The sequence below is a fragment of the Ferdinandcohnia sp. FSL W7-1320 genome (assembly GCF_038050315.1).
GTDB lineage: Bacteria > Bacillota > Bacilli > Bacillales > Bacillaceae_L > Ferdinandcohnia > Ferdinandcohnia aciditolerans.
In genome coordinates this window covers 1,655,805-1,677,465 of the sequence record NZ_JBBPAM010000001.1, presented here as the reverse complement: position 1 = coordinate 1,677,465, position 21,661 = coordinate 1,655,805, and the positions used below count along the sequence as shown (strand labels likewise).

The 21,661-nt window shown below is 37.7% G+C and carries 21 protein-coding genes; 2 read left to right on the top strand and 19 right to left on the bottom strand.

Going from position 1 to position 21,661, the window contains the following annotated elements; genetic code table 11:
- Window positions 1-97: 97 nt before the first annotated feature.
- The 5 genes from NST91_RS08395 to NST91_RS08375 form a co-directional block, all read right to left on the bottom strand.
- Entirely contained in the window at window positions 98-610 is a 513-nt protein-coding gene (locus tag NST91_RS08395) for an adenine phosphoribosyltransferase (protein ID WP_121447738.1), read from the bottom strand.
- Window positions 610-2,964: a single-stranded-DNA-specific exonuclease RecJ gene (recJ, locus tag NST91_RS08390; protein WP_341330761.1), complete on the bottom strand. Its 2,355-nt coding sequence runs from the start codon at window positions 2,962-2,964 to the stop codon at window positions 610-612. The genes NST91_RS08395 and recJ overlap by 1 nt, the downstream gene beginning before the upstream one ends.
- A gap of 86 nt (window positions 2,965-3,050) precedes the next feature.
- A complete protein-coding gene (locus NST91_RS08385; protein WP_341330760.1) occupies window positions 3,051-3,947 on the bottom strand; it encodes a cation diffusion facilitator family transporter in 897 nt (298 codons plus the stop codon).
- A gap of 137 nt (window positions 3,948-4,084) precedes the next feature.
- A complete protein-coding gene (gene secDF / locus NST91_RS08380) occupies window positions 4,085-6,331 on the bottom strand; it encodes a protein translocase subunit SecDF (RefSeq protein WP_341330759.1) in 2,247 nt (748 codons plus the stop codon).
- Window positions 6,332-6,610: 279 nt separating this feature from the next.
- Window positions 6,611-6,892: a post-transcriptional regulator gene (locus tag NST91_RS08375; RefSeq protein ID WP_341333516.1), complete on the bottom strand. Its 282-nt coding sequence runs from the start codon at window positions 6,890-6,892 to the stop codon at window positions 6,611-6,613.
- A 272-nt stretch (window positions 6,893-7,164) separates the two neighbouring features.
- On the opposite strand from NST91_RS08375, the gene spoVB reads away from it, so the two are divergent.
- Window positions 7,165-8,727 carry a stage V sporulation protein B gene (gene spoVB, locus NST91_RS08370; RefSeq protein ID WP_341330758.1) on the top strand — a complete coding sequence of 521 codons (1,563 nt, stop codon included), beginning with the start codon at window positions 7,165-7,167 and terminating at the stop codon, window positions 8,725-8,727.
- A gap of 30 nt (window positions 8,728-8,757) precedes the next feature.
- Here spoVB and NST91_RS08365 read toward each other — a convergent pair whose 3' ends face one another.
- On the bottom strand, window positions 8,758-9,423 hold the full coding sequence (locus tag NST91_RS08365; protein ID WP_121447732.1) for a YetF domain-containing protein: 666 nt from the start codon (window positions 9,421-9,423) through the stop codon (window positions 8,758-8,760).
- Window positions 9,424-9,631: 208 nt separating this feature from the next.
- On the opposite strand from NST91_RS08365, the gene NST91_RS08360 reads away from it, so the two are divergent.
- Window positions 9,632-10,015, top strand: coding sequence for a TIGR04086 family membrane protein (locus NST91_RS08360; RefSeq protein WP_121447731.1), 384 nt, complete (start codon window positions 9,632-9,634; stop codon window positions 10,013-10,015).
- A 49-nt stretch (window positions 10,016-10,064) separates the two neighbouring features.
- Here the strand turns inward: NST91_RS08360 and yajC are convergent, their stop codons facing one another.
- The 13 genes from yajC to NST91_RS08295 all read right to left on the bottom strand — a co-directional run bounded on the left by yajC (window position 10,065) and on the right by NST91_RS08295 (window position 21,502).
- The gene (yajC, locus tag NST91_RS08355) at window positions 10,065-10,325 is read right to left on the bottom strand and encodes a preprotein translocase subunit YajC (protein ID WP_099352139.1); all 261 of its coding nucleotides are present in this window, start codon (window positions 10,323-10,325) and stop codon (window positions 10,065-10,067) included.
- A 45-nt stretch (window positions 10,326-10,370) separates the two neighbouring features.
- Window positions 10,371-11,510: a tRNA guanosine(34) transglycosylase Tgt gene (tgt, locus tag NST91_RS08350; RefSeq protein WP_121447730.1), complete on the bottom strand. Its 1,140-nt coding sequence runs from the start codon at window positions 11,508-11,510 to the stop codon at window positions 10,371-10,373.
- Between the two features lie 65 nt (window positions 11,511-11,575).
- A complete protein-coding gene (queA, locus tag NST91_RS08345) occupies window positions 11,576-12,601 on the bottom strand; it encodes a tRNA preQ1(34) S-adenosylmethionine ribosyltransferase-isomerase QueA (protein ID WP_341330757.1) in 1,026 nt (341 codons plus the stop codon).
- Window positions 12,602-12,627: 26 nt separating this feature from the next.
- On the bottom strand, window positions 12,628-12,819 hold the full coding sequence (locus NST91_RS08340) for a DUF2905 domain-containing protein (protein WP_099352136.1): 192 nt from the start codon (window positions 12,817-12,819) through the stop codon (window positions 12,628-12,630).
- Between the two features lie 194 nt (window positions 12,820-13,013).
- Entirely contained in the window at window positions 13,014-14,015 is a 1,002-nt protein-coding gene (gene ruvB / locus NST91_RS08335) for a Holliday junction branch migration DNA helicase RuvB (protein WP_341330756.1), read from the bottom strand.
- A gap of 13 nt (window positions 14,016-14,028) precedes the next feature.
- A complete protein-coding gene (ruvA, locus tag NST91_RS08330; RefSeq protein ID WP_121447727.1) occupies window positions 14,029-14,631 on the bottom strand; it encodes a Holliday junction branch migration protein RuvA in 603 nt (200 codons plus the stop codon).
- Between the two features lie 110 nt (window positions 14,632-14,741).
- On the bottom strand, window positions 14,742-15,269 hold the full coding sequence (locus NST91_RS08325) for a BofC C-terminal domain-containing protein (protein ID WP_341330755.1): 528 nt from the start codon (window positions 15,267-15,269) through the stop codon (window positions 14,742-14,744).
- Window positions 15,270-15,446: 177 nt separating this feature from the next.
- Complete coding sequence (locus NST91_RS08320) at window positions 15,447-16,352, bottom strand: YhcN/YlaJ family sporulation lipoprotein (RefSeq protein WP_341330754.1); 906 nt, start codon at window positions 16,350-16,352, stop codon at window positions 15,447-15,449.
- A gap of 227 nt (window positions 16,353-16,579) precedes the next feature.
- Window positions 16,580-18,013 carry a SafA/ExsA family spore coat assembly protein gene (safA, locus tag NST91_RS08315; protein ID WP_341330753.1) on the bottom strand — a complete coding sequence of 478 codons (1,434 nt, stop codon included), beginning with the start codon at window positions 18,011-18,013 and terminating at the stop codon, window positions 16,580-16,582.
- A gap of 280 nt (window positions 18,014-18,293) precedes the next feature.
- Window positions 18,294-19,148, bottom strand: a complete 855-nt coding sequence (pheA, locus tag NST91_RS08310; protein ID WP_341330752.1) for a prephenate dehydratase — start codon at window positions 19,146-19,148, stop codon at window positions 18,294-18,296.
- 11 nt (window positions 19,149-19,159) lie between these two features.
- Complete coding sequence (gene thrR / locus NST91_RS08305) at window positions 19,160-19,600, bottom strand: transcriptional regulator ThrR (RefSeq protein ID WP_099362046.1); 441 nt, start codon at window positions 19,598-19,600, stop codon at window positions 19,160-19,162.
- 42 nt (window positions 19,601-19,642) lie between these two features.
- Entirely contained in the window at window positions 19,643-20,929 is a 1,287-nt protein-coding gene (obgE, locus tag NST91_RS08300; protein WP_341330751.1) for a GTPase ObgE, read from the bottom strand.
- Between the two features lie 33 nt (window positions 20,930-20,962).
- Complete coding sequence (locus NST91_RS08295; protein ID WP_341330750.1) at window positions 20,963-21,502, bottom strand: Spo0B C-terminal domain-containing protein; 540 nt, start codon at window positions 21,500-21,502, stop codon at window positions 20,963-20,965.
- Window positions 21,503-21,661 lie beyond the last annotated feature (159 nt).

The window sequence follows — 21,661 nt, the reverse complement described above, 5'->3', positions numbered from 1 at the left end:
AATATAAACTATAAAGTCTAAAAATTCTTTACCTACGGGTTGTAGAAAGGATTCTATTAAAAAAAGCACTCAATCTGAGCGCTTTTCAATTTACATCTTAATACTGCATAAGGGTTAATACATCATAACCATCGAGCTTGTCACGACCATCTAGGTAAGTAAGTTCGATAAGGAATGCGATTCCTGCAACAATACCACCAAGCTGTTCTACAAGTTTAATTGTTGCTTCGATTGTTCCACCAGTAGCTAATAAGTCATCTGTGATTAATACACGTTGACCCGGTTTAATAGCATCTTTATGGATTGTTAAAACATCTTTACCGTACTCAAGGCCATAATCCACTTTAATTACATCTCTAGGTAGTTTTCCTTCTTTTCTAACAGGAGCAAATCCTACACCATGTGAATAAGCGACTGGACACCCAATAATGAAACCACGAGCCTCTGGTCCAACAACAAGGTCAATTTCTTTTTCCCTAGCATATTTCACAATTAGGTCTGTAGCATATTTATACGCTTCACCGTCATTCATTAAAGGAGTAATATCCTTAAATTTAATTCCTGGCTTTGGATAATCGTCAACAATTTCAATATACTTTTTTAAATCCATTAATTAATTGCCTCCTCAAGCGAATGCGAACCTTTATTTATTGCATCAAACCATTGCTTTAATTGTTGATATGATGAATACAATAATTGCTTTTCCAATTCAATTCGTTTTGCTTTTAATTGGTATGTTCTCGATTCAGTCAAATCCCTTTTCTTAGCTTGATTTGATAATGAAATAAATCCATTGTCTATTTTAACAAAATCTAATTCAAAAAACACCTGTGACATAAAATCAATTGTTTCCGTTGACCATCCTCTATATTTTGCTAACTCGTGCGCATAGCGATTCATATCAAACGGACCTTTTTTTGCCAGAAATGCATAAAACCATTTAAAATGTTCCCGAGTCGGGATTGTACTGAAAAAATGATCCTGCTCATGGAAAAATAATGTATAAATCCGATTTGGAAAACTAGTATCAAACAGTACTTTTATCAATTCATCATCTTCTGGCAAGTCAAGAAGTACAACATGCTTTGAATCTAGTTGCAGCTCTGTCGCCTCTTCAAAGGAGGAAATTACCGTTACTTCATAATTAGACAGACCAAGTTTTTGAATAGTTTCCTGAGCAAATGAAACTAATCGGAGTTTATCATCTTTGATTTTTTCTAAATAGGATAAAAAATCACGCATCCCACGAATATCAAATAATTGCCACTCATGAACAGCTATATCCTGTAACATAATTTGAGGCTTTCTATTATTATTCCATTCATTAATAGATAATTCTCCTATAACGGAAACCTTCGATAGCGGTGAGATTCCGTCAACAGTATGTCCTAATCCAAATCCAACTCCATCTAAAGCTATTTGGTCTTCCTGAAGCACAATTTTTAAATGACTTTGATCAGACCCAATTCTTCGAAGCGAATTGATTTCAACATCATTGATTTGCACAGTGGGTTTTGGGTTTCCCATTCCAAATGGTGCTAATTTGTTCAACTCTAGTATAGTTTCAATCGAAACATCTTGTATATGGCAAACAGCATCTACAGCTGTGATAGGTTGAAAGTCTTCTGGTGTTAGGACCTCATCTGCAATTGTATTAAGACGATTTCTTAAGTCGGCCACATCTTCTACTTGTAGTGTCATTCCAGCTGCCATTGGATGCCCACCAAAATGCGGTAAAATATCACGACATGTTGATAGATTCTCGTATAGATTAAAACCTTCAATACTTCTTGCTGAGCCTTTTGCCAGACCTTTTTCAGAATCAATACTTAAGACAATTGTTGGCCGGTAGAAGCGGTCAACTAATCTAGAAGCAACAATTCCGATCACCCCAGGATTCCAGCCTTCCCTTGCAATGACTAATACTGAATTTGAAGAAGGTGGAAAGTTTTCCTCTACTTCTTGAATGGCCTCTTGAGTCATTTGATTGACTAATTGCTGCCTTTCTTTGTTCAGTTCATCGATTTCATCGGCTATATATGCTGCTTCTTCTAAATCATTTGTTAATAATAAATCAACTGCAGGATCTGCAGATTGCAATCGACCTACCGCGTTTATGCGTGGACCGATTGCAAATCCAACTGTTTCTTCAGAAATGTCACTGGATTCGATTTTGGCTTTTTTTAATAACGCTCTTAAACCTGGCCGTTTTGTATTTTGTAACGCCCTTATTCCCTTTTTTGCAAGGAGCCGATTCTCCCCAGTTAAAGGAACTAAATCAGCAATTGTTCCAATAACTGCTACATCTAATAATTCTGTAGGGACCTCTCCTCGTAAAGCATGAGCTACTTTAAATGCTACCCCAACTCCTGCCAATTCCTTAAACGGATACTGGCTATTCGGCTTTTTCGGATGGATAATCGCTGTTGCTACGGGTAACACGGGACCAACCTCATGGTGATCCGTAATGATTAAGTCAATACCTAATTCTTTTGCAACCTCTGCTTCATGAAGCGCAGATATACCTGTATCTACAGTAATAATAAGTGAGATTCCTTCCGATTTTGCCCAACGAAAAGCTGTTTCATTTGGTCCATAACCTTCCGTGAATCGATTAGGAATATAAAATTCAACATTGGCACCTTTTTCTTTTAAGGCAGTGACCATGACGGTCGTACTGCTCACACCGTCCGCATCATAATCACCAAACACTAAAATCTGTTCCTCATTTTTAATGGCCAAAGTAATTCTGTCAATAGCCTTATCCATTTGGTCCAATAAAAATGGATCGTGGAACTCAAGTATTTCTGGTTCTAAAAATTCACGTGCTTCCTGGACGGTTGTAATTCCTCTATTCACTAGTAGGGATGCTACTAGAGGTGTAACTTGCAGTTCATTAACTAGTAGATTTGCGTTAGCCTGGTTGTAATCATTTACTTTCCAACGAGTTTTAGATTGTAACAAAAGTTTCACCCCTTAACCATACTATTATATCGAAGCTTTGGGAGTGTTACAACGATTGACATTTTTTATATAGTAGGTTTCCATTTTCAGTCATCATCAGAGTATGGATTGATATGGATAAAAACGTTCTGGACCTCTGCATATTCCATCAGTTTTGCTTTTACCTTTTTCCCAACCTTATGTCCATCTTCAACAGTCATGTAAGGATCGACAGAAATTTTCAAATCAACAATAACATAATGTCCATGCTCGCGAGCATGGAGTTCCGTAATTTTTTTTACTTCTGGAACGGACAGAACCAATTCTCTATATTCAGTTGTATCTTCATCATGTAATACATGATCTAATGTATTGTGTATTGCTTCCGTTCCAAATTCCCAGGCCATTTTTACAATTAAAACAGCAACAACTAACCCCGCAACCGGGTCAGCATAAACAAGCCAGTCAATTCCTAAATAGCCACCAAGAATAGCTCCCACAATGCCCACAAGCGTCGCAATGGAAGCAAAGACATCAGATCGGTCATCATATGCATTAATTATTAGTGCATCGCTCTTAATTTTTTTTCCGAGATTATATTTATAGCGAAACATGATTTCTTTAATGATGATGGAGAATAGGACAGCATAAATAGCCATCGTCTTTGGAACATCGATAGGCTTAAAAAAAGCCTCAATTGATGCTTTTCCGATTTCAAATCCGACTAGTGCCAGTAGTACAGCAACAATGATGGCCGAAACAGACTCTGCTTTACCATGACCATATGGATGATCTTCATCTGGTGGCCTTTTAGCAGCACGGACCCCAACGAAAACGGCAACAGACCCTGCCACATCAGATGCAGAATGGACCGCGTCTGCAATCAGCGCACGACTATTGGATTGTACCCCAATCACCCATTTTATAATCGCTAGAATGATATTCCCCACTACACCGATAATTATGGCCTTTTCTGCTTGTTTAAAACGATCGTTCTCTTTCAAAAAATCCTCATCCTTCCCATGTAAGTTTGAGAACAAAAATGCGCTTTTTTCATCTGCGCATACGCCATGCTTTTTAGTGTATCCATATTCAAAGAGAAAATAAAAAGTCGTGAAAAATCACGACTTTTACTAATATGTTATACCTGTTGTTCTGATTCAGACTGTGCTGGACGTTTTTTAGTAATTTGCTTTGTCTTCCATACTAACCATAATTGTGCTGCAATGAAAATAGATGAATACATACCAGCTACTAAACCAATTGTTAAGGCGAAAGAAAAATTGGTAATTGCCTGTCCACCTAATAATAATAAAGCAACACTTGTGAAGATAACAGTTATAGCAGTATTAACGGAACGTCCTAATGTTTGTCTTAATCCATTATTTACAATACTTGCAAGATCTTCATATGTTTTAACACGCTTTTTCTTCTTATAAAGTTCACGAATTCTATCGAACGTAACAATTGTATCATTTATAGAGTAACCAATAATGGTTAAAATAGCAGCGATAAATGTTACATCTACTTCAAGTCGTGTAACACTAAAGATAACAATCATAAAGAGAGCATCGTGGAATAGTGCAACAATTGCTGCAAGCCCCATTAACCACTCAAATCGGAATGCAACATAGATAATAATACCCGCCATCGCAATTAAGCTTGCGATAAAGGCATTTCTAGCTAATTCTTTTCCAACTGTTGGAGAGACTGTGCTAACGTTAGGGTCTGCCCCATACAGGTCATGGAAATGAGCTTTTACTTCGTTTACTTTATCTTTAGATAGCTCATCTGCAAAACGAGCCACACCAATGTCACTATTATCTCCTGAAATCAAGATTTCCTTAGCCTCTAGATCAAGCTTACTAAGTTCATCTGTGAACTCTTCTTGAGAGATTGGGTGGTCAGCGAGCACCTCCATACGGGTACCAGCAACAAAATCAATTCCGAGATTAAGCCTGAAGATTACCAATACTGCTATGCCCAAGATAACCATTATACCAGATGCTATAAAGAATTTATTTTTTTGTTTCGCAAAATCAAAACGATCAAATCGAGTTGGATAATTCCCTTCCTCATCGGCATCTGCTAAGTTTCGAATGTCACTTTGTTTAACGCCAAACCAGCTTGGTTTCTTATTTAGAAATTTACTATTTACCCATAGTCCAAGTAATAATCTGCTTCCATATACAGCAGTTATAAAGCTTAGCAAGATACTTACGATTAACATAGTAGCAAAGCCTTTTACAGCACTTGTTCCAAAAATAAATAGAACTACACCTGCTAAAAGAGTTGTAATATTTGCATCAAAAATTGTTAGGAATGAGTTTTTACTTCCTGAACGATACGCAGATAAGATAGATTTTCCGGACTTAATTTCTTCCTTTATTCTTTCATAGGTAATAATATTTGCATCGACGGCCATACCTACTCCAAGGATTAAGGCTGCAATGCCTGGTAGAGTAAGAACTGCATTCATCCAATCAAATACTAATAAGTTTAAATAAACAAAGATACTTAATGTAATAGCAGCAATCAGTCCAGGGAATCGGTAAAAAATAAGCATAAATAATAGCACTAAGAAAATACCAATTGCCCCTGCGAAAACAGTTTTGTCTAGAGCTTGCTCACCAAATTTTGCTCCAACAGATGTGGAATAGATTTCTTCTAAATCAACAGGTAGTGCCCCTGCATTTAACAAAGAAGCGAGTTCTTTTGCAGATTCAACTGTAAAGCTGCCTCCTTCTATTGAGACCGTCTTTCTATTGAATACTTCATTAACAGATGCTGCAGAAAGGTACTTTGGATTTGGCTTCTTACTTTCAGCCTCAAAGGAATCCACACCTTCTTCAAAATCCAACCATATCACCATTAAATTGTTTGGAGCTTGGTCAAGAACTTTTTGTGTAGCATTTTTTAGGTCATCTGAATTTTTAACGGTTAGAGAAACGGCTGGTTTTCCCATTTGGTCGAACGCCTGACTAGCACCATTTTGCGCTAGTTGTGAGCCGTCAAGTAAAACGTTATCGTTTACATCTCTGAATGTTAGTTTAGCTTGTGTAGATAGGATGTCACGAACCTTTTGTTGGTCTTCAACACCCGCTAATTGCACACGAATGCGATCCTTACCTTCAATTTGAATATTTGGTTCATTTACCCCTAGTACGTTTACACGGTTATTTAAGGCATTCACCGTACTTACTAAGGCTTCCCTATCAATTACATCGCCTTTCTTAGCAGGTTGTACCTCATAAAGGATTTCAAAACCACCTTGAAGATCGAGTCCTAATTTAATATTTTTTGCGGTATCTGTACCGGTTACTCCGATTAATGCTCCAAAGAGAAGCACCAATACAAAAAACACCACAATGCGGCCTTTTTTAACCATAAGTATGTATATCCTCCTTTATATAAGAAAAGCGAAAGGTGCCCTGCCTATCGGTTACAAGCATAAGACGAGCGCTTGCAGAAGGCGCACTTGCCTTCAAAAGCGATTGGCTTATGTCCACTGGCCGATGGAGCCAAGAGCTTGACAATTCTATTCTAGTAAAAAACCTAGCCTGTCCTTTAAGCCCTCCATCACAATTATGAAACAATGCGATTTTGATGTCAATTACAGCTTTTGTGAATATTAATACTACATCTAAATAATTTAAAGTTCTATGAATTATAGTAATTTTTCCAAAGCGGCTTTTCCTTCACCTTCAAACCAATTCGGTGCTTTAAAAGCCTCTACTGTTGCATAGTTCATATAATCTCCAACTTTTACTCCGAGAATATCACTGACAATTTGGTGCAATTGCTTTTCTTCTCTTTCTTTTCTCCATGTTTTACTTTTCATGAACTCCCACAGTTCTTCCTCTTTAACGCTGTCGTATCCATAAAGTACGAATTCTTCCAGCTTGCTCTTTAAAAATGGACGAACTGTTTCACGATACTTGTCATACATGTGATTCTCTGATTGACTCACTCATCATCTCTCCCATTTTTCAACTAACTAATCAAATGCGCCTTGGCGTATTTGCGCCTAGATTTTTTCGAGCTTGCTCGAAAAGATTCCTTTCAAAATCTGTGGCTTCCGCCGGAGGCTTTAACTATATTCAGTATAAGTTTTGACCTCTACTGAATATAGTTAACAATACTTGTCATGCTTGGCCACCTACTTAGCATATAGTTAATTGTAAATGATATCACCTTTTTTGAGAAGGTAGGGAAAATGAATTGTCAAAGCAAACATTCCTTAAAGGTACGTTAATATTAATTATTGCAGGTCTCATTACTAGAATATTGGGGTTTATTAATAGAATTGTTGTCGCCCGTCTTATTGGTGAAGAAGGTGTGGGGCTGTATATGATGGCAATCCCTACATTTGTCCTCACCATTACATTAACCCAGATGGGACTTCCAGTGGCCATATCGAAATTAGTAGCTGAAGCAGAGGCACAGGGTGATAGAAGAAAAATTAAAAAAATCTTGGTTGTTTCCCTATCCATTACTGGGACATTAAGTATTATTTTTACACCTATGATGATTTTTCTTGCACCATTATTATCTGAGACGCTTCTAACCGATGAAAGGACATATTATCCTTTGTTAGCAATATCACCGATTGTCCCAATCGTAGCGATATCTTCTGTTCTCCGTGGTTATTTTCAAGGTCGTCAAAATATGAAGCCACCTGCCTATTCACAGGTAATTGAACAAGTCGTCAGAATTACCTTAGTGTATGTATTTACGAATGCGTTTTTACCAATGGGGATTGAATACGCTGCAGCAGGTGCAATGCTTTCTGCTGTTGTGGGAGAATTAATGTCACTCATTTATTTATTCTTTATGTTCAAACTGAAAAAACGAATCCGAATCCGGCAAAACTTTTTTAAATCAGCTAAGCACGGAAAGGAAACTTTCAATGATTTGACACGAATTGCGGTTCCAACATTAGGCAGTAGAATGATTGGATCGATTTCTTGGTTTTTTGAACCGATTGTCGTTGCCCAAAGCTTAGCAATTGCAGGCGTCGTAACACATATCGCGACAAGACAATACGGGGAGTTAACCGGTTTTGCATTACCACTACTTATGCTTCCTTCATTTATTACGACTTCACTTTCTACGGCACTTGTGCCTTCTATAAGTGAAGCAGCAGCAAAAAAGCAAACATTATTAATTGAATATCGTCTCAAACAGGCGTTACGATTATCTCTTGTTTCAGGTGGCTTAGCAATTGTTGTTTTATATGTGTTTGCTTCACCAGTAATGGAGCTAATGTATGGGAATAGTAATTCAGCCATTTATATAAAAGTAATGGCTCCGTTTTTTATCTTTTATTACTTCCAAGGTCCACTTCAAGCAACCTTGCAGGCTCTTGATTTAGCCAAAGCTGCAATGATTAATAGTTTTATCGGTAATTTTATAAAAACTGGCGCAATTTTTGTTCTAGCAACAAGACCTTCCCTTGGGATTATGGGGGCAGCTCTTGCTATTGTCATTGGAATGATGCTTGTAACCTTGCTGCACTTTTCAACAATTGTAAAAGTGATTTCCTATAGTTTTTATGTTAAGGACTATATAAAGAGTGGTATAACCATGGTACTAGCAGGAATAGGTGGTCATTACTTTTATCAATTCTGTTTAACCGACGGTTCCCTTGCTATGAGAACACTGGCAGCAATTGGTGTTACATCATTCATTTATGTTGTTTTATTATTTGTATTTAAGCTTTTAACAAAAGAGGAAGTTAAGAGAATTCCGTTTATTGGACCAAAGCTTGCAGCACTTTTGTAATTACTAAGCCAGAAGGTAACCCGACCGCGGTTACCTTTTTTCATCTTTTATATCTACATGCAGTTTTCCATGATGATAATTACAAATCGAAATTTTCTTAATATCACTATAACCTAATTTCTTCAACTCAGATCGGAGCCAAAATTCTGTCTTATTAATTTGTGTTAAATGTTCCACTTGTATTTCTCCATCAAGAACGACTGGTAAATCAATTGTATAGTCTGAGAAATCAGAAGGTTCATTTTTACTTTTTTCCAACACGGACAATTCTCCTGATGACTCAAGTATAGCAAATTCCACATCAGCTAAATTTTTTATGTTTTTTTCACGTAGTTGCATCATAAGATCATCATGATTATATCGTTGCTGTCTCATAGCATGTTCATCAATTTTACCCCTATTCACAATAACTGTTGGACGTCCATCGATGAGTTCTCTAAGTTTTTTACTTTTTAACGACAGCAGGGCTAGTAAGTATTGTATCCCCATTAGTAAAATCATTGGTATCAGTGAATGGAGTATTGGGTCTCTAGTACTCTCGATACCGATAACAGCCATCTCTGCAATCATCATAAAAACGACTAAATCGATAAGACTGAGTTCCCCAATTTCCCGTTTACCCATTAACCGAAAAATTGTTAACAAGATAACATAAAGTAAAATAGTCCTCCCTACAATGATGAGGTATTCTTCCAATGAAAGTCCCCCCTCTCAAATGGATCCCTAATATATAAAACACATACTGCAACTTAGTGTGCTCAAATTCTCTTAAAACATTATTCGAATTTTTCCTGATATGTTAAATGGACAAGAAAAGTTTGTACTTTTTATTCTAATTCATTGTGATAGTGAATATGCTCGTACTAAGGGTTATCTGTATACATTTGAGGGGGAGAGAATCGATATGAGGAAAATGGGAGTTGCAATGGTTTATGGTGTGGTAGCAATTTTTTTAATTGTTATTGTATCTAGTTTACTAATCTCACTATTACTTCGATTTACTTCACTTCAGGAATCTTCAATGTCCTGGGTGATTTTAGGGGCTTCCTTCCTTGCTCTTTTCATCGGTGGTTTTGTTTCAGGTGGAAAAGGAAAGGAAAAAGGTTGGCTCATTGGTGGAGGCACAGGTATTTTATATTCTATCATTGTATTCATTGTTCAATTCTTAGGGTATGATGCTACATTCACTGCGGAACAAACAATGTATCATGTTGGTTTTTTAGCGGCAGCTGTAATTGGTGGAATTTTCGGTGTAAATATGACCACTCCTTCAAGAAGAGATGCTTAATAGAAAAACAAAAAAAGAGCGCCCGAGTCGCTCTTTTTTTTATGAAAAATTAGTCCTTGATGACATCACGTACTGCTTGTCTGTCATATGTAAGATTTGCATTTCCAGATTTAATAATAATCTTGTTTTCGTCAATTGCATCAACTGTTCCGTGTAAACCGCCTACAGTTACAACCTTATCCCCTTTTTGCAGGTTAGATTGCATATTAAGAGTAGCTTTTTGACGCTTTTGTTGTGGACGAATTAACAAGAAATAGAAAATCGCAAACATTAGAATCAAAGGACCAACTGTTCCTAAAATACCTTCCATTTATTTCACCTCCCGACTCTATCTTTTTTTTCATTTTTTCTTTAGTTAGAAGTTTTTCGCGTTCGGCTTATTAAAACCATATCGCTCAAAAAATTCTTCACGGAAGTCTCCAAGACGATCTTCGCGAATCGCTTGACGGACTTGCTCCATTAATTTTAACAGAAAATGAAGATTATGATAAGTAGTAAGTCTTATTCCGAATGTTTCACTTGTTTTTATTAAGTGTCTAATATAAGCACGGCTATAATTTTTGCATGTATAACAATCGCAATTTTCGTCCAACGGTCCAAAATCACGTGCATACTCCGCGTTTTTAACAACTAATCTTCCTTCGCTAGTCATAAGCGTTCCATTCCTAGCAATTCTAGTTGGTAGTACACAGTCAAACATATCAATGCCACGAATTGCTCCATCGATCAAGGAATCCGGCGAACCAACACCCATTAAATATCTAGGCTTATTCGTTGGTAAAAGTGGTGTTGTAAACTCGAGTACCCTGTTCATAACGTCTTTAGGCTCACCAACAGATAAGCCACCTACAGCATAGCCTGGGAAGTCTAGGGATACTAAATCCCTTGCACTTAGTTTACGAAGTTCCTCATATTCCCCTCCCTGAACAATACCAAATAGTCCCTGGTCATGTGGGCGACTATGTGCCTGTATGCATCTTTCAGCCCAACGACTTGTACGTTCAACAGATTTCTTCATATATTCAAAGCTAGCTGGATATGGTGGACACTCATCAAATGCCATCATAATATCTGAGCCAAGTGCATTTTGTATCTCCATTGCTTTTTCTGGTGACAAAAATAACTTATCTCCATTTAAATGATTACGGAAATGAACGCCTTCTTCTTTAATTTCTCTAAATTCACTTAAACTAAATACCTGAAATCCTCCCGAATCAGTGAGAATTGCTCGATCCCAGTTCATGAATTTATGCAAGCCACCCGCTTCTTTGATGATTTCATGGCCTGGTCTTAACCATAGATGGTAGGTATTACTTAGAATAATACCAGCACCCATCTCCTTAAGGTCTTCTGGTGACATTGTCTTTACCGTTGCAAGTGTTCCCACTGGCATGAAAGCAGGTGTTTCAAAAGAACCGTGCGGGGTATGTACAATTCCTAGTCTCGCACCTGTTTGCTTACAAGTCTTAATATGTTCGTATCTTATTGCTGTCACTTATATGTCTCCTTTATCGTGGGTGTGATAACTCACCACCCGAAATATCAAATTTGGACTGTGTCTTACTTAATTAGCATTGCATCTCCGAAGCTAAAGAATCGATACCGTTCTTTTACTGCTTCGTTATACGCATGAAGTATATTCTCGCGTCCGGCCAGTGCACTTACAAGCATAATCAGTGTTGACTTTGGAAGATGGAAGTTTGTTATAAGACCATCAATTGCCTCATACTGATATCCTGGGTATATAAATATATTCGTCCAACCGCTTGATTCAACGAATTTGCCATTGTTTTTCACAATCGTTTCAAGGGTTCTAGTTGAGGTAGTTCCCACAGAAATGATTTTACCGCCATTTCTTTTTACCTCATTTAGTAAATTAGCAGTTTCCTCTGTCATTTGATAAAATTCAGAATGCATATCATGATCTTCAATTGTGTCTGCGCTGACGGGACGAAATGTTCCTAACCCAACATGCAAGGTAATAAAAGCTGTATGTACTCCCTGATCACGGATTTGCTGTAAAAGTTCTTCTGTAAAATGCAGCCCAGCTGTGGGCGCTGCTGCTGAACCACGATGTTTTGCATACACTGTTTGATATCGTTCTTTGTCATCCAATTGCTCATGAATATAAGGGGGCAATGGCATCTCGCCTAAGGCTTCCAAAACTTCATAAAATATACCTTCATAATGAAAGTTCAACATTCTTCCACCGTGATCACCGATTGACGTACACGTTGCTTTTAATCGCCCATCACCAAAGGATAACACAGTACCTTCTTTCACACGTTTTGCAGGCTTTACAAGAGTCTCCCAATTATCACCGTCTTTTTGTTTTAAAAGGAGTACTTCTACTTTTGCACCCGTGTCCTCTTTTACCCCATAAAGTCTTGCTGGCAACACACGTGTATCGTTTAAGACTAGGCAATCTCCTTTATTTAGATAAGATAGGATTGAACGAAAATGAGTATGAGTAATTGCCCCTGTCTCTTTGTCCACTACCATTAAGCGCGAAGCTTCTCGATTTTCCAGCGGTGTTTGTGCAATTAATTCCTCCGGTAAATCAAAATCAAATAATTCTACTTTCATATTTCCACCTAATTTCTACTGACTTTCTAACGAAACTTACCAAATACGTAAAAAATTAATGATAATACAATACTAATTACAATAGATGTAACGATTGGAAAATAAAATGTGGTATTTCCTTTTTTCACTACAATATCCCCAGGCAGTTTTCCTATAAAATGCATAATAAAACCGACTACTAATAGTAGAATCCCCATTATCATTAGCATTTTACCCATTTTAACTTTATTCACTCCTTATAAGGTATCGGAACGAAGGCATCTATTTGTTAGTCAATTTTCGTGTAGGAAAAAACTTAATTGAATAAAGTTAAAAAGCCTCCGGCGGATGCCACGATTTTTCAAAGGTAATTTTTCGAGCGAGCTCGAAAAAAATCGGGCGCATATACACCAAGGCGTATATGATTAGGTTATTACTCCTTTGGAACCTCAATTTGAAAATGTCGATATACTTGTTCAGTTACAATTCGACCACGCGGGGTTCGTTGCAAGAAACCAATTTGCAGAAGGTAAGGCTCATATACATCTTCAATCGTATGCGCCTCCTCGCCGATCGTTGCAGCAATCGTCTCGAGACCAACCGGACCACCTCGAAATTTCTCAATGATTCCTCTAAGTAATTTATGGTCAATATGATCAAGACCTAAACGGTCAACCTGTAGCAATTCTAGAGCAATATCTGCCATTTGTGTTGTAATGGTACCATTGCCACGTACCTGTGCGAAGTCTCTTACTCGTCTTAGTAAACGGTTCGCAATCCTTGGAGTCCCTCTTGATCGTCTCGCAATTTCTTTGGCTGCTTGTCCATCAATTTCTACTTCCAACAATTCAGCTGTTCTTGTTACAATACCAGCTAATTGATTTTCAGTGTAATATTCAAGTCGACTCAGCACCCCAAATCGATCCCTAAGAGGTGCAGATAATGAGCCAGCACGTGTTGTTGCTCCAACTAAAGTAAAGGGGGGTAAGTCAAGTCGAACAGAACGTGCCCCCGCTCCCTTACCAATCACGATATCCAAACAGAAATCCTCCATCGCAGGATATAAAACCTCCTCGATGGACCTTTGAAGGCGATGAATTTCGTCAATAAAAAGGACATCACCAGGTTCAAGTGCTGTCAAAATAGCCGCTAAATCCCCAGGCCTTTCTATAGCTGGCCCTGAGGTTGTCCGTATATTTACACCCATTTCATTTGCGATAATCGTAGCTAGCGTTGTTTTTCCAAGTCCTGGAGGTCCATATAATAATACATGGTCCAGGGTTTCTTGTCTCATTTTAGCTGCTTCAATAAATATCGATAAATTTGATTTTACCTTTTCTTGACCAATATATTGAGCTAAGGTTTGTGGTCTGAGGCTTTGCTCGATTGCTGACTCTTCGTAATTGGCACTACCTGAAACGATTCTGTCCTCCATCCAAGCATCCTCCTTATTTTAATAGCTTTTGTAAAGCCTTTTTAATATATTGATCCGTTGAGAGCTTTTCTTTTCTTAGCTCTGGCAACACTTTATTGATTTCTCTCTCCGCATAACCTAACACCTTAAGCGCTTCAACTGCTTCATCAATTTCTGTGTGACTCGTATTGTCCACAAATTCATGATCTTCACTAAACAAATCGGGATGGAGCGTTGGCATAAGGTCATGGAGCTTTCCTTTAAGATCTAATATAATTTGTCGAGCTGTCTTTTTCCCTACACCTGGAAACTTGACAAGGAATTTCTCATCCTCGTTTTCAATCGCACGAATGACTTGTTCTGGTTCCCCCGAAGCCAAAATCGCGAGTCCTCCCTTTGGACCAATCCCTGTAACATTTAAGAGTTTCAAAAATAAAGCACGCTCTTCACGTGTCTTAAAGCCATAAAGTGCTAATATATCTTCTCTTACATGCTGATATGTATAAACAATTTCCTTATTATTTTTTTTAAAAATAAACGGATTTGGTGTAAGAATTTGGTAGCCCACTCCATTATTTTCGATAACGATATATTCCGGATTTATGTAGTCAACCGTCCCTTTAATAAATTCAATCAAACTTATTCTCTCCCCTACTTTGCTGTACCCCATTTTATCATATTCGTCAAAAAAAGACTAAAAATAAAAGAGAGACTAGAAGGGGTCTAGTCTCTCAAAAATGTTTTATATCAAGGGGAGGATGTATAAGTTTTGTAGGTTTCAATGACATTAATATACTCATCTTTAGTCCCTATTTTGATTCCCTTTTTTAGTAAATCATGTTGATAACTTTCAAGCTTCTCAACGTCGATCTGAAAGAATGATTGGATAACCTTTTCTGATTCATCTGGTTTTCCATTAAAGATAGATAAAATTCCATCTTCCGTTATACCAAAATAGCCATTTGTTTTAAGCAACGGTGAAATATCGTCTATTCGTTGTTGAAAAACAACTTGAGTATCATCTTGATGGACTAGGTTCCAGTCCTCATACTGTGCCCAAAAATCTTCCATTGATAGGATTGTTTCTTTTATTATTTCTTCACTTACCTCGCCGTCTACATAAACACGTTCAAGAATAACAGTGACCTCTAATGGACCGGTTACCTCTTGAACAGAATTATTATGTTCTTCTTTTAACTCGGCATTAATTCCAGAAAAGCTAGGCAATATAAAAACAATCGTTAGACAAACGATTACTTTTACAATCATTCTCATTTTGGCATCACCTCTTACAATTAGTTGCCAACTCTTATTTACACTTGTATATGACCGTCCCACACAAATTAGTTTGACCATTATTAACAAGAATATCCAATGTTTTTTGAAAAAATATTCCATAAAAAAAGGATGTCCCAAAGGACACCCAATTAAATATGCAATATGCAGGTTACGTTAACCCCTATTATGATTTGTGAATGGCTCACGAATAGCATCGCCAATGTTGTCAAAAAGGTCTTTTATGTCAGCATCAATTGTCTCACGTCTATTCCCGTTACGTATATCATTATCGATATCACGTACTCGTGTAAAAGTACCTTCATCTGTCACAACATTGACATTACGTTTTCCAACTAATGGCTGTACAGCCCTTTCTACAGCGTCTTGGACATTATTACGATTTGAATTATCGTTCGTATCAACAGCAACTAAAACATTATCGTCTGTTACGATGACACGAGCATCATCAACATTTTTTACCTTTGAAGCACGTTCGGAAATTTTTCGAACTAAATTTCCGTTGTCATTGTAATATCCATATGTTTGTACTCTATGGTTATTGTCATTGAGATGGCTGTGATAGTTAGTATCGGAATGTCCATGTCCATTATCTCTAATTGTATTTGGGTTACCATCATTAAAAGGGTTAACTGTTCGACCATTACGGTTATTCATGATACCATTTCGACGTTGTTCGTCGCGATAATTCATGATCCCAGGACGATTTTTTCTTGTTTTATCATTGTTATTTACCATACCGGTTCTGTCATCGTTATTCCTGTTGTTCATGATGCCAGTGCGATTATTTCTGTCATTTCGATTGTTCATAATACCGGTACGGTCATTCCTGTTATTCCCTGTGCGATCCATAATTTCTGTTAATGGACCATCATTGTCACGAAGACGGTTTCCATTTCCATCTTCATTATTTCGATTATTTTCATTCGAGTAATAACCGATTGGTCTAGCATTATCATTATAATCCTTGTTTGGACCCGCCCCTTGATTATCTGTATTACACGCCGTTAGACCACCAAGTAATAATGCTGCAGTCGAAACTGTATAGAGTATCTTCCTCAATACAATAACCCCCTTTGACCTTTTGAACATATCTACATGTTCACCTTTAGGTTGGCTTATTCAAAGGGGGATTATTTCTGTTAGTTTTTTGCAGGTTGTTTAAATCTTGGACAGATAAGCCTGTTTTATTCTTTTTACATTATTAGAATTTATCTTTTATATAAAGACTAAAAAAAATACAAGGACGAAAATGTATGATTTATTCGTCCTTCTTTATATGTTTATGATTAGTCGTCTAAGTCATCATCAACATCTGGCATGTTAAACATAGGGTTAAATGGCATTTGCTGATTTGGATTCATTCCAAACGGTGCACCCTGATATCCCGGGAATCCACCACCTTGGAACTGAGGTTGAAATGGTGGTTGGAATTGTCCTTGAAATCCTGGTTGCCCCATCATTGGGTAGCCTTGTTGCGGGAATCCTGCAAATGGTGGTTTCGGTCCACCACAGCCACAATCTTTTTTATTATAAAATTGTGATGGCATCATTTGTGGATTCATTGGTCCAGCAAAACCTGGTCCTGGATTGTTAGCCATCGCTGGACTTACGGCTTGTGGTGCAACTTGCATTGGCATATTTGGTCCGAAGCCAGCAGGTCCAGGGAAACCTCCATTAAATCCGTAACCCGGCATTACTGGAGTAACTGGTACACATGGCCCCATTGGAAACGGCGGTGCCTGCATTGGTGCCATTTGTGGCATTACAGGTACATCTTCAAATTCATCTTCTACACCTGCGACCATTTGAGGCATTTGTGCTTGCATAATATTAAAATTGTTAATATCGATTTCAAATGGATGTTGCGGTTGCATTTGTACTGGTGGCATTTGTACTGGTGCCATTTGAACAGGTAGCATTTCTTCTTTTACTTCCTCTTTTACCCCTTCTGTTCGAGGGAAGCCTCCCATCGGATTAAATGGCCCTTGTTGTGGTGGGAAGCCTCCCTGAAACCCTGGTACATAATTAAAGCCATACCCAGGCATAACTGGCGTAATTGGTACACAATTATTAAACATAGCTGGCTGTTGTAACGGCATTTGTGGCATTTGCTGCATTTGTGGCATTTGCGGCATTTCTGCTTCAAAATCCTCTTCTGGTCCAAAATCTTCTTCCGGCGCCATCATTCCAGGTAGAATATTGGTTGGTGGTGTTGGAATTTGTGGCATCCCCATTTCCATTAGATTAAAATTATTTATATCGATTTCTAGTGGCTGATATTGCGGCATTTGTGGTGGCGGTGCAACTGGCATCTGTGGTTGAGCAATTGGCATCTGCGGCATCACAAAAATCTGAGGCATTTGTGGCATTTGAGGAATATATGGTCCAGTCTCAACGCCCTTTACTTCCTCTTCAACCTCTGGTACCTCCTCTTCAAAATCCATTACAGGAAAAGGTTGTGGTGCAATTTCAGCAAATGGATGCTGAATCTGTTCCTCTTTCGGTGCTACATTAATCTGAGCCTCTTTTTTAGCACCACCAATTTGAGCTTCTTTTTTTACATGAACAGTTCCGGTTGGCACCTTAATTTTCATACCAGGCATAATCATATCGGGATTACTTAACTGAGTATTGACAGCTTTTAGTTCTTGGAAGTCGACCCCATATTTTTTTGCAATTTCCCATAAGGTGTCGCCTTTTTGAACGATATGGATCTTCACGCGATTTTCCCCTCCTATACATAAGTCAATACATACTATGTCAAAATAGGCAAATTGCCACTATTTCTCATCACAACTTATGCATAGGCTTCACAAATTATGTACAGCATGAGGGCTGGTCAAGCATAAAATGTCTGTAAAAATCAAATACACCTTGGAGTATTTGTCGTCCGATTTCTTTCGAGCTTCCTTGAAAAATTCTTTCAAAAAATAGATCATAGCATCCGCTGGAGAATTAACTACAACTAAATAAAGTTAAAGACTCGACGAATTGCCGAGTCTAAATACGATAATATGGATAACTTCCTAATACAGTTACTCCGCTCCCTAGAGCTTCTAATTCAGCAATTGCACTTGGGATTAAAATTTCATCCATTCTTTGTTCAATATCAATTAAAAATAAATAATTACCAAGACCAGTTTTCATAGGTCTTGATTCGATTTTAGACAAATTTAACTTTCTCCAGGCAAAAACGGACAATACCTGATGTAATGCCCCGGCTTGATCGGAAGGCAATGTAACCATCAAGGTTGTTTTATCTCCTGTATTTTCCTTAGTTAAATCTAAATCTAACATTTCTTTATGTAAAACAACAAATCGTGTATGGTTATTATCAAAATCATGAATGTCATGTTTTACAATCGATAAACCATATTCCTTTGCCGCAAATGAGTTTGCAATAGCTGCATGATTCTGATCTGGATGCTCACTTACAAATTTAGCGGCTGCACCCGTTGAACTTGTTTCAATGGGCTGTATATTTGGAAAATGGTTATATAAAAATTTATGGCACTGCGCGATTGCATGTGGGTGTGAATAGATGCCTTGTACATCTTCCCAATTGTTTGTATTGTTGGGATGCACCATTAAATGCTGTTTGATTGGAATTATCACTTCACCAATAATTTTAAGTTGTTTTACATGAATTAGATAATCAATTGTTAAATTAACCGTTCCTTCAATCGTATTTTCAATTGGAACGACAGCCACATCCACTTCCCCATTTTCTACTGCATCAATACATGCAGGGATTGTTCGATATGGTTTGTTTTCCTTACCGGGAAACAAGGCCGCAACCGCTTTTGCTGTGAATGTTGCATTCGGTCCTAAAAACCCGACATTAGTAATGTTCATCGATTTTCCCCCTATGCTCCTGTTCCAAGAATTTCAACTTTATCTACAAATTCAAGTTTACGAAGTCTAGCTAGGAGGTCAGTTACTTCACCATGCATACCAGATGTGTTTAATGAGAGTGTTACATTCGCTTTTCCCCTAAGCGGAATTGTTTGGTGGATTGTTAATACATTACAACCAGTATCTGCTACAGTTCTTAATAATTGAGAAAGGGTACCAGACCGGTCCTCCAGATGAAAAAACAATGAAATGATTTTTTCCTTAACAGTCGTATGAAAAGGGAATACAGTGTCTTTATATTTGTAATATGCACTTCTACTTAAGTCCACTTTCTGTGTTGCTTCTGCAATAGATTGTGCTTCTCCACTGTCTAATAGTTCCTTTGCATCCAATGTTTTACGAACTGCTTCTGGAAGTACATCCTCACGAACAAGATAGAATTTGCCATCCATGTAAGCTACTCCCCCCTACTTACCTTCTTTTAAACATGTTATTTATTCTATAAATTCAAATTCATAGTCAAGCAATTTTACGATATCCCCGTGTTTTGCACCTTTTTCACGTAATGCGTCGTCGATTCCCATACCACGCAATTGGCGGGCGAATCGTTTTACTGACTCATCTCTTGTAAAATCAGTCATCTTAAAGAGTTTTTCGACTCGTTCTCCAGAAATTACAAAAGAGCCGTCACTTTCACGCGAAATAACAAAATCGACTTCTTCTTTTTCGTGACGATACATCACGCGGTGATTGCTCGTATCTTCCTCGACCTCTAGCGGAAATTCTGGAGTCGTTTCAAGTAAATCTGCAATCGTGAATAACAAGTCGCGAAGACCTTGTCTCGTTATTGCCGAAATTGGAAAAATTTTCACATCATCCTGGAGCTTCTCTTTGAATGCTTTTAAATTTTCTTCAGCTTCAGGTATATCCATTTTATTTGCGACCACCACTTGTGGACGTTCAGTTAAACGAAGATTATATTCCTTTAATTCTTGATTAATAGTGAGATAATCCTCATAAGGATCGCGTCCTTCCATTGCTGACATATCAATTACATGAACAATGACTCTTGTTCGTTCAATATGTCTCAAAAATTGATGTCCCAGTCCGACGCCTTGGTGTGCTCCCTCAATTAAACCAGGAAGGTCAGCCATCACAAAGCTGCGTCCATCTTCTGTTTCAACAACACCAAGATTTGGTACAATCGTTGTAAAATGGTACTCTGCAATTTTTGGTTTTGCAGCAGAAACAACTGATAATAGAGTAGACTTTCCTACACTTGGAAAACCAACTAGACCTACATCAGCTAAAACCTTAAGTTCAAGTTTTACATAACGTTCCTGTCCTGGCTCACCATTTTCAGCAATTTCTGGTGCAGGATTTGCTGGTGTTGCAAATCGAGAGTTTCCTCTTCCACCACGACCACCTTTAGCGATAACTGCTCTTTGGCCATGCTGTGTTAAATCTGCAATAACCACACCTGTATCATCATCTGTTACGACTGTGCCAGGGGGAACCTTAACAACCATCGGCTCTGCGTTCTTTCCGTGCTGATTCTTAGACATTCCATGTTCCCCACGTTTTGCTTTAAAGTGGCGTTGGTATCGGAAGTCCATTAAGGTTCTTAAACCTTCTTCAACTTCAAAAATGACGTCCGCGCCTTTTCCACCATCTCCACCTGCAGGACCACCCATTGGAACATATTTCTCACGACGATAAGCAACCATCCCGTTACCACCGTCTCCACCTTTTACATACACTTTGACTTGATCAACAAACATCTCTTACCTCCGGTTATTTATGCACCTAAATTTTCATGCAATATGTATTGTTATACTTACTTCTTTATTATGTACTTTATACTCTGTTATTTGCGGAAATTGTTCTGATTTGCTTATTCTAGTTAACCAATTTGTAAGGTATTCCCTATCTTTTAGTATTCCACTAAAATCGAAAAAGAATCGAGTTTCCTCTAACGAACAGTCTATAGTAAGGGATAAATGATTTTCTCCCATTTCATCTACCGCTTCTTCCAGTATCGCAAAAAATTGCGAACACCATTCTGTTAGTTTTGAATCGTAGTTTGATAAATTTCGAATATCACCGACAACATCATAGTCAAATTGATATTTATGAGGCTCCCAATTTAAGGTCATGATAAGTGCAGCAAAAGTTGGAATTTGTAAATTTGTAAGATGTGTTTCATTTTGAGCATCTATAACAATTTCTTCAATTATCGTATTAACCCGATCAATTTTATTTAGTGCGATGTTCCCTTTGATTAGCTGTATTTTATTTAACCAATCGTGACGTGTATGTTTTAAAACTTCAATTGTACTCCAATTTTTATTCATGTCATTTCCCCTAAAATTCAATGTGTCAATAGACAACATTTAGATTTCGAATCTTGTCTAAAAATTATATCAAACCTTGGAAAATAACACTACATTCTACAATCAGGATTATTTCAATAAATACAAAAAAGAGGTTGAAAAGGACCGCTTCGACAAAAA

Excerpts from the sequence above, each read along its gene's own strand:
- secDF (WP_341330759.1), bottom strand. The coding sequence starts at position 6,331 with ATGGTTAAAAAAGGCCGCATTGTGGTGTTTTTTGTATTGGTGCTTCTC.
- thrR (WP_099362046.1), bottom strand. The coding sequence starts at position 19,600 with ATGGATGGCAAATTCTATCTTGTTCGTGAGGATGTACTTCCAGAAGCA.
- NST91_RS08295 (WP_341330750.1), bottom strand. The coding sequence starts at position 21,502 with ATGAATAAAAATTGGAGTACAATTGAAGTTTTAAAACATACACGTCAC.
- NST91_RS08375 (WP_341333516.1), bottom strand. The coding sequence starts at position 6,892 with ATGTATGACAAGTATCGTGAAACAGTTCGTCCATTTTTAAAGAGCAAG.
- NST91_RS08325 (WP_341330755.1), bottom strand. The coding sequence starts at position 15,269 with ATGAGAATGATTGTAAAAGTAATCGTTTGTCTAACGATTGTTTTTATA.
- NST91_RS08360 (WP_121447731.1), top strand. The coding sequence starts at position 9,632 with ATGAGGAAAATGGGAGTTGCAATGGTTTATGGTGTGGTAGCAATTTTT.
- ruvB (WP_341330756.1), bottom strand. The coding sequence starts at position 14,015 with ATGGAGGACAGAATCGTTTCAGGTAGTGCCAATTACGAAGAGTCAGCA.
- obgE (WP_341330751.1), bottom strand. The coding sequence starts at position 20,929 with ATGTTTGTTGATCAAGTCAAAGTGTATGTAAAAGGTGGAGACGGTGGT.
- queA (WP_341330757.1), bottom strand. The coding sequence starts at position 12,601 with ATGAAAGTAGAATTATTTGATTTTGATTTACCGGAGGAATTAATTGCA.
- NST91_RS08340 (WP_099352136.1), bottom strand. The coding sequence starts at position 12,819 with ATGGGTAAAATGCTAATGATAATGGGGATTCTACTATTAGTAGTCGGT.
- NST91_RS08395 (WP_121447738.1), bottom strand. The coding sequence starts at position 610 with ATGGATTTAAAAAAGTATATTGAAATTGTTGACGATTATCCAAAGCCA.
- pheA (WP_341330752.1), bottom strand. The coding sequence starts at position 19,148 with ATGAACATTACTAATGTCGGGTTTTTAGGACCGAATGCAACATTCACA.
- yajC (WP_099352139.1), bottom strand. The coding sequence starts at position 10,325 with ATGGAAGGTATTTTAGGAACAGTTGGTCCTTTGATTCTAATGTTTGCG.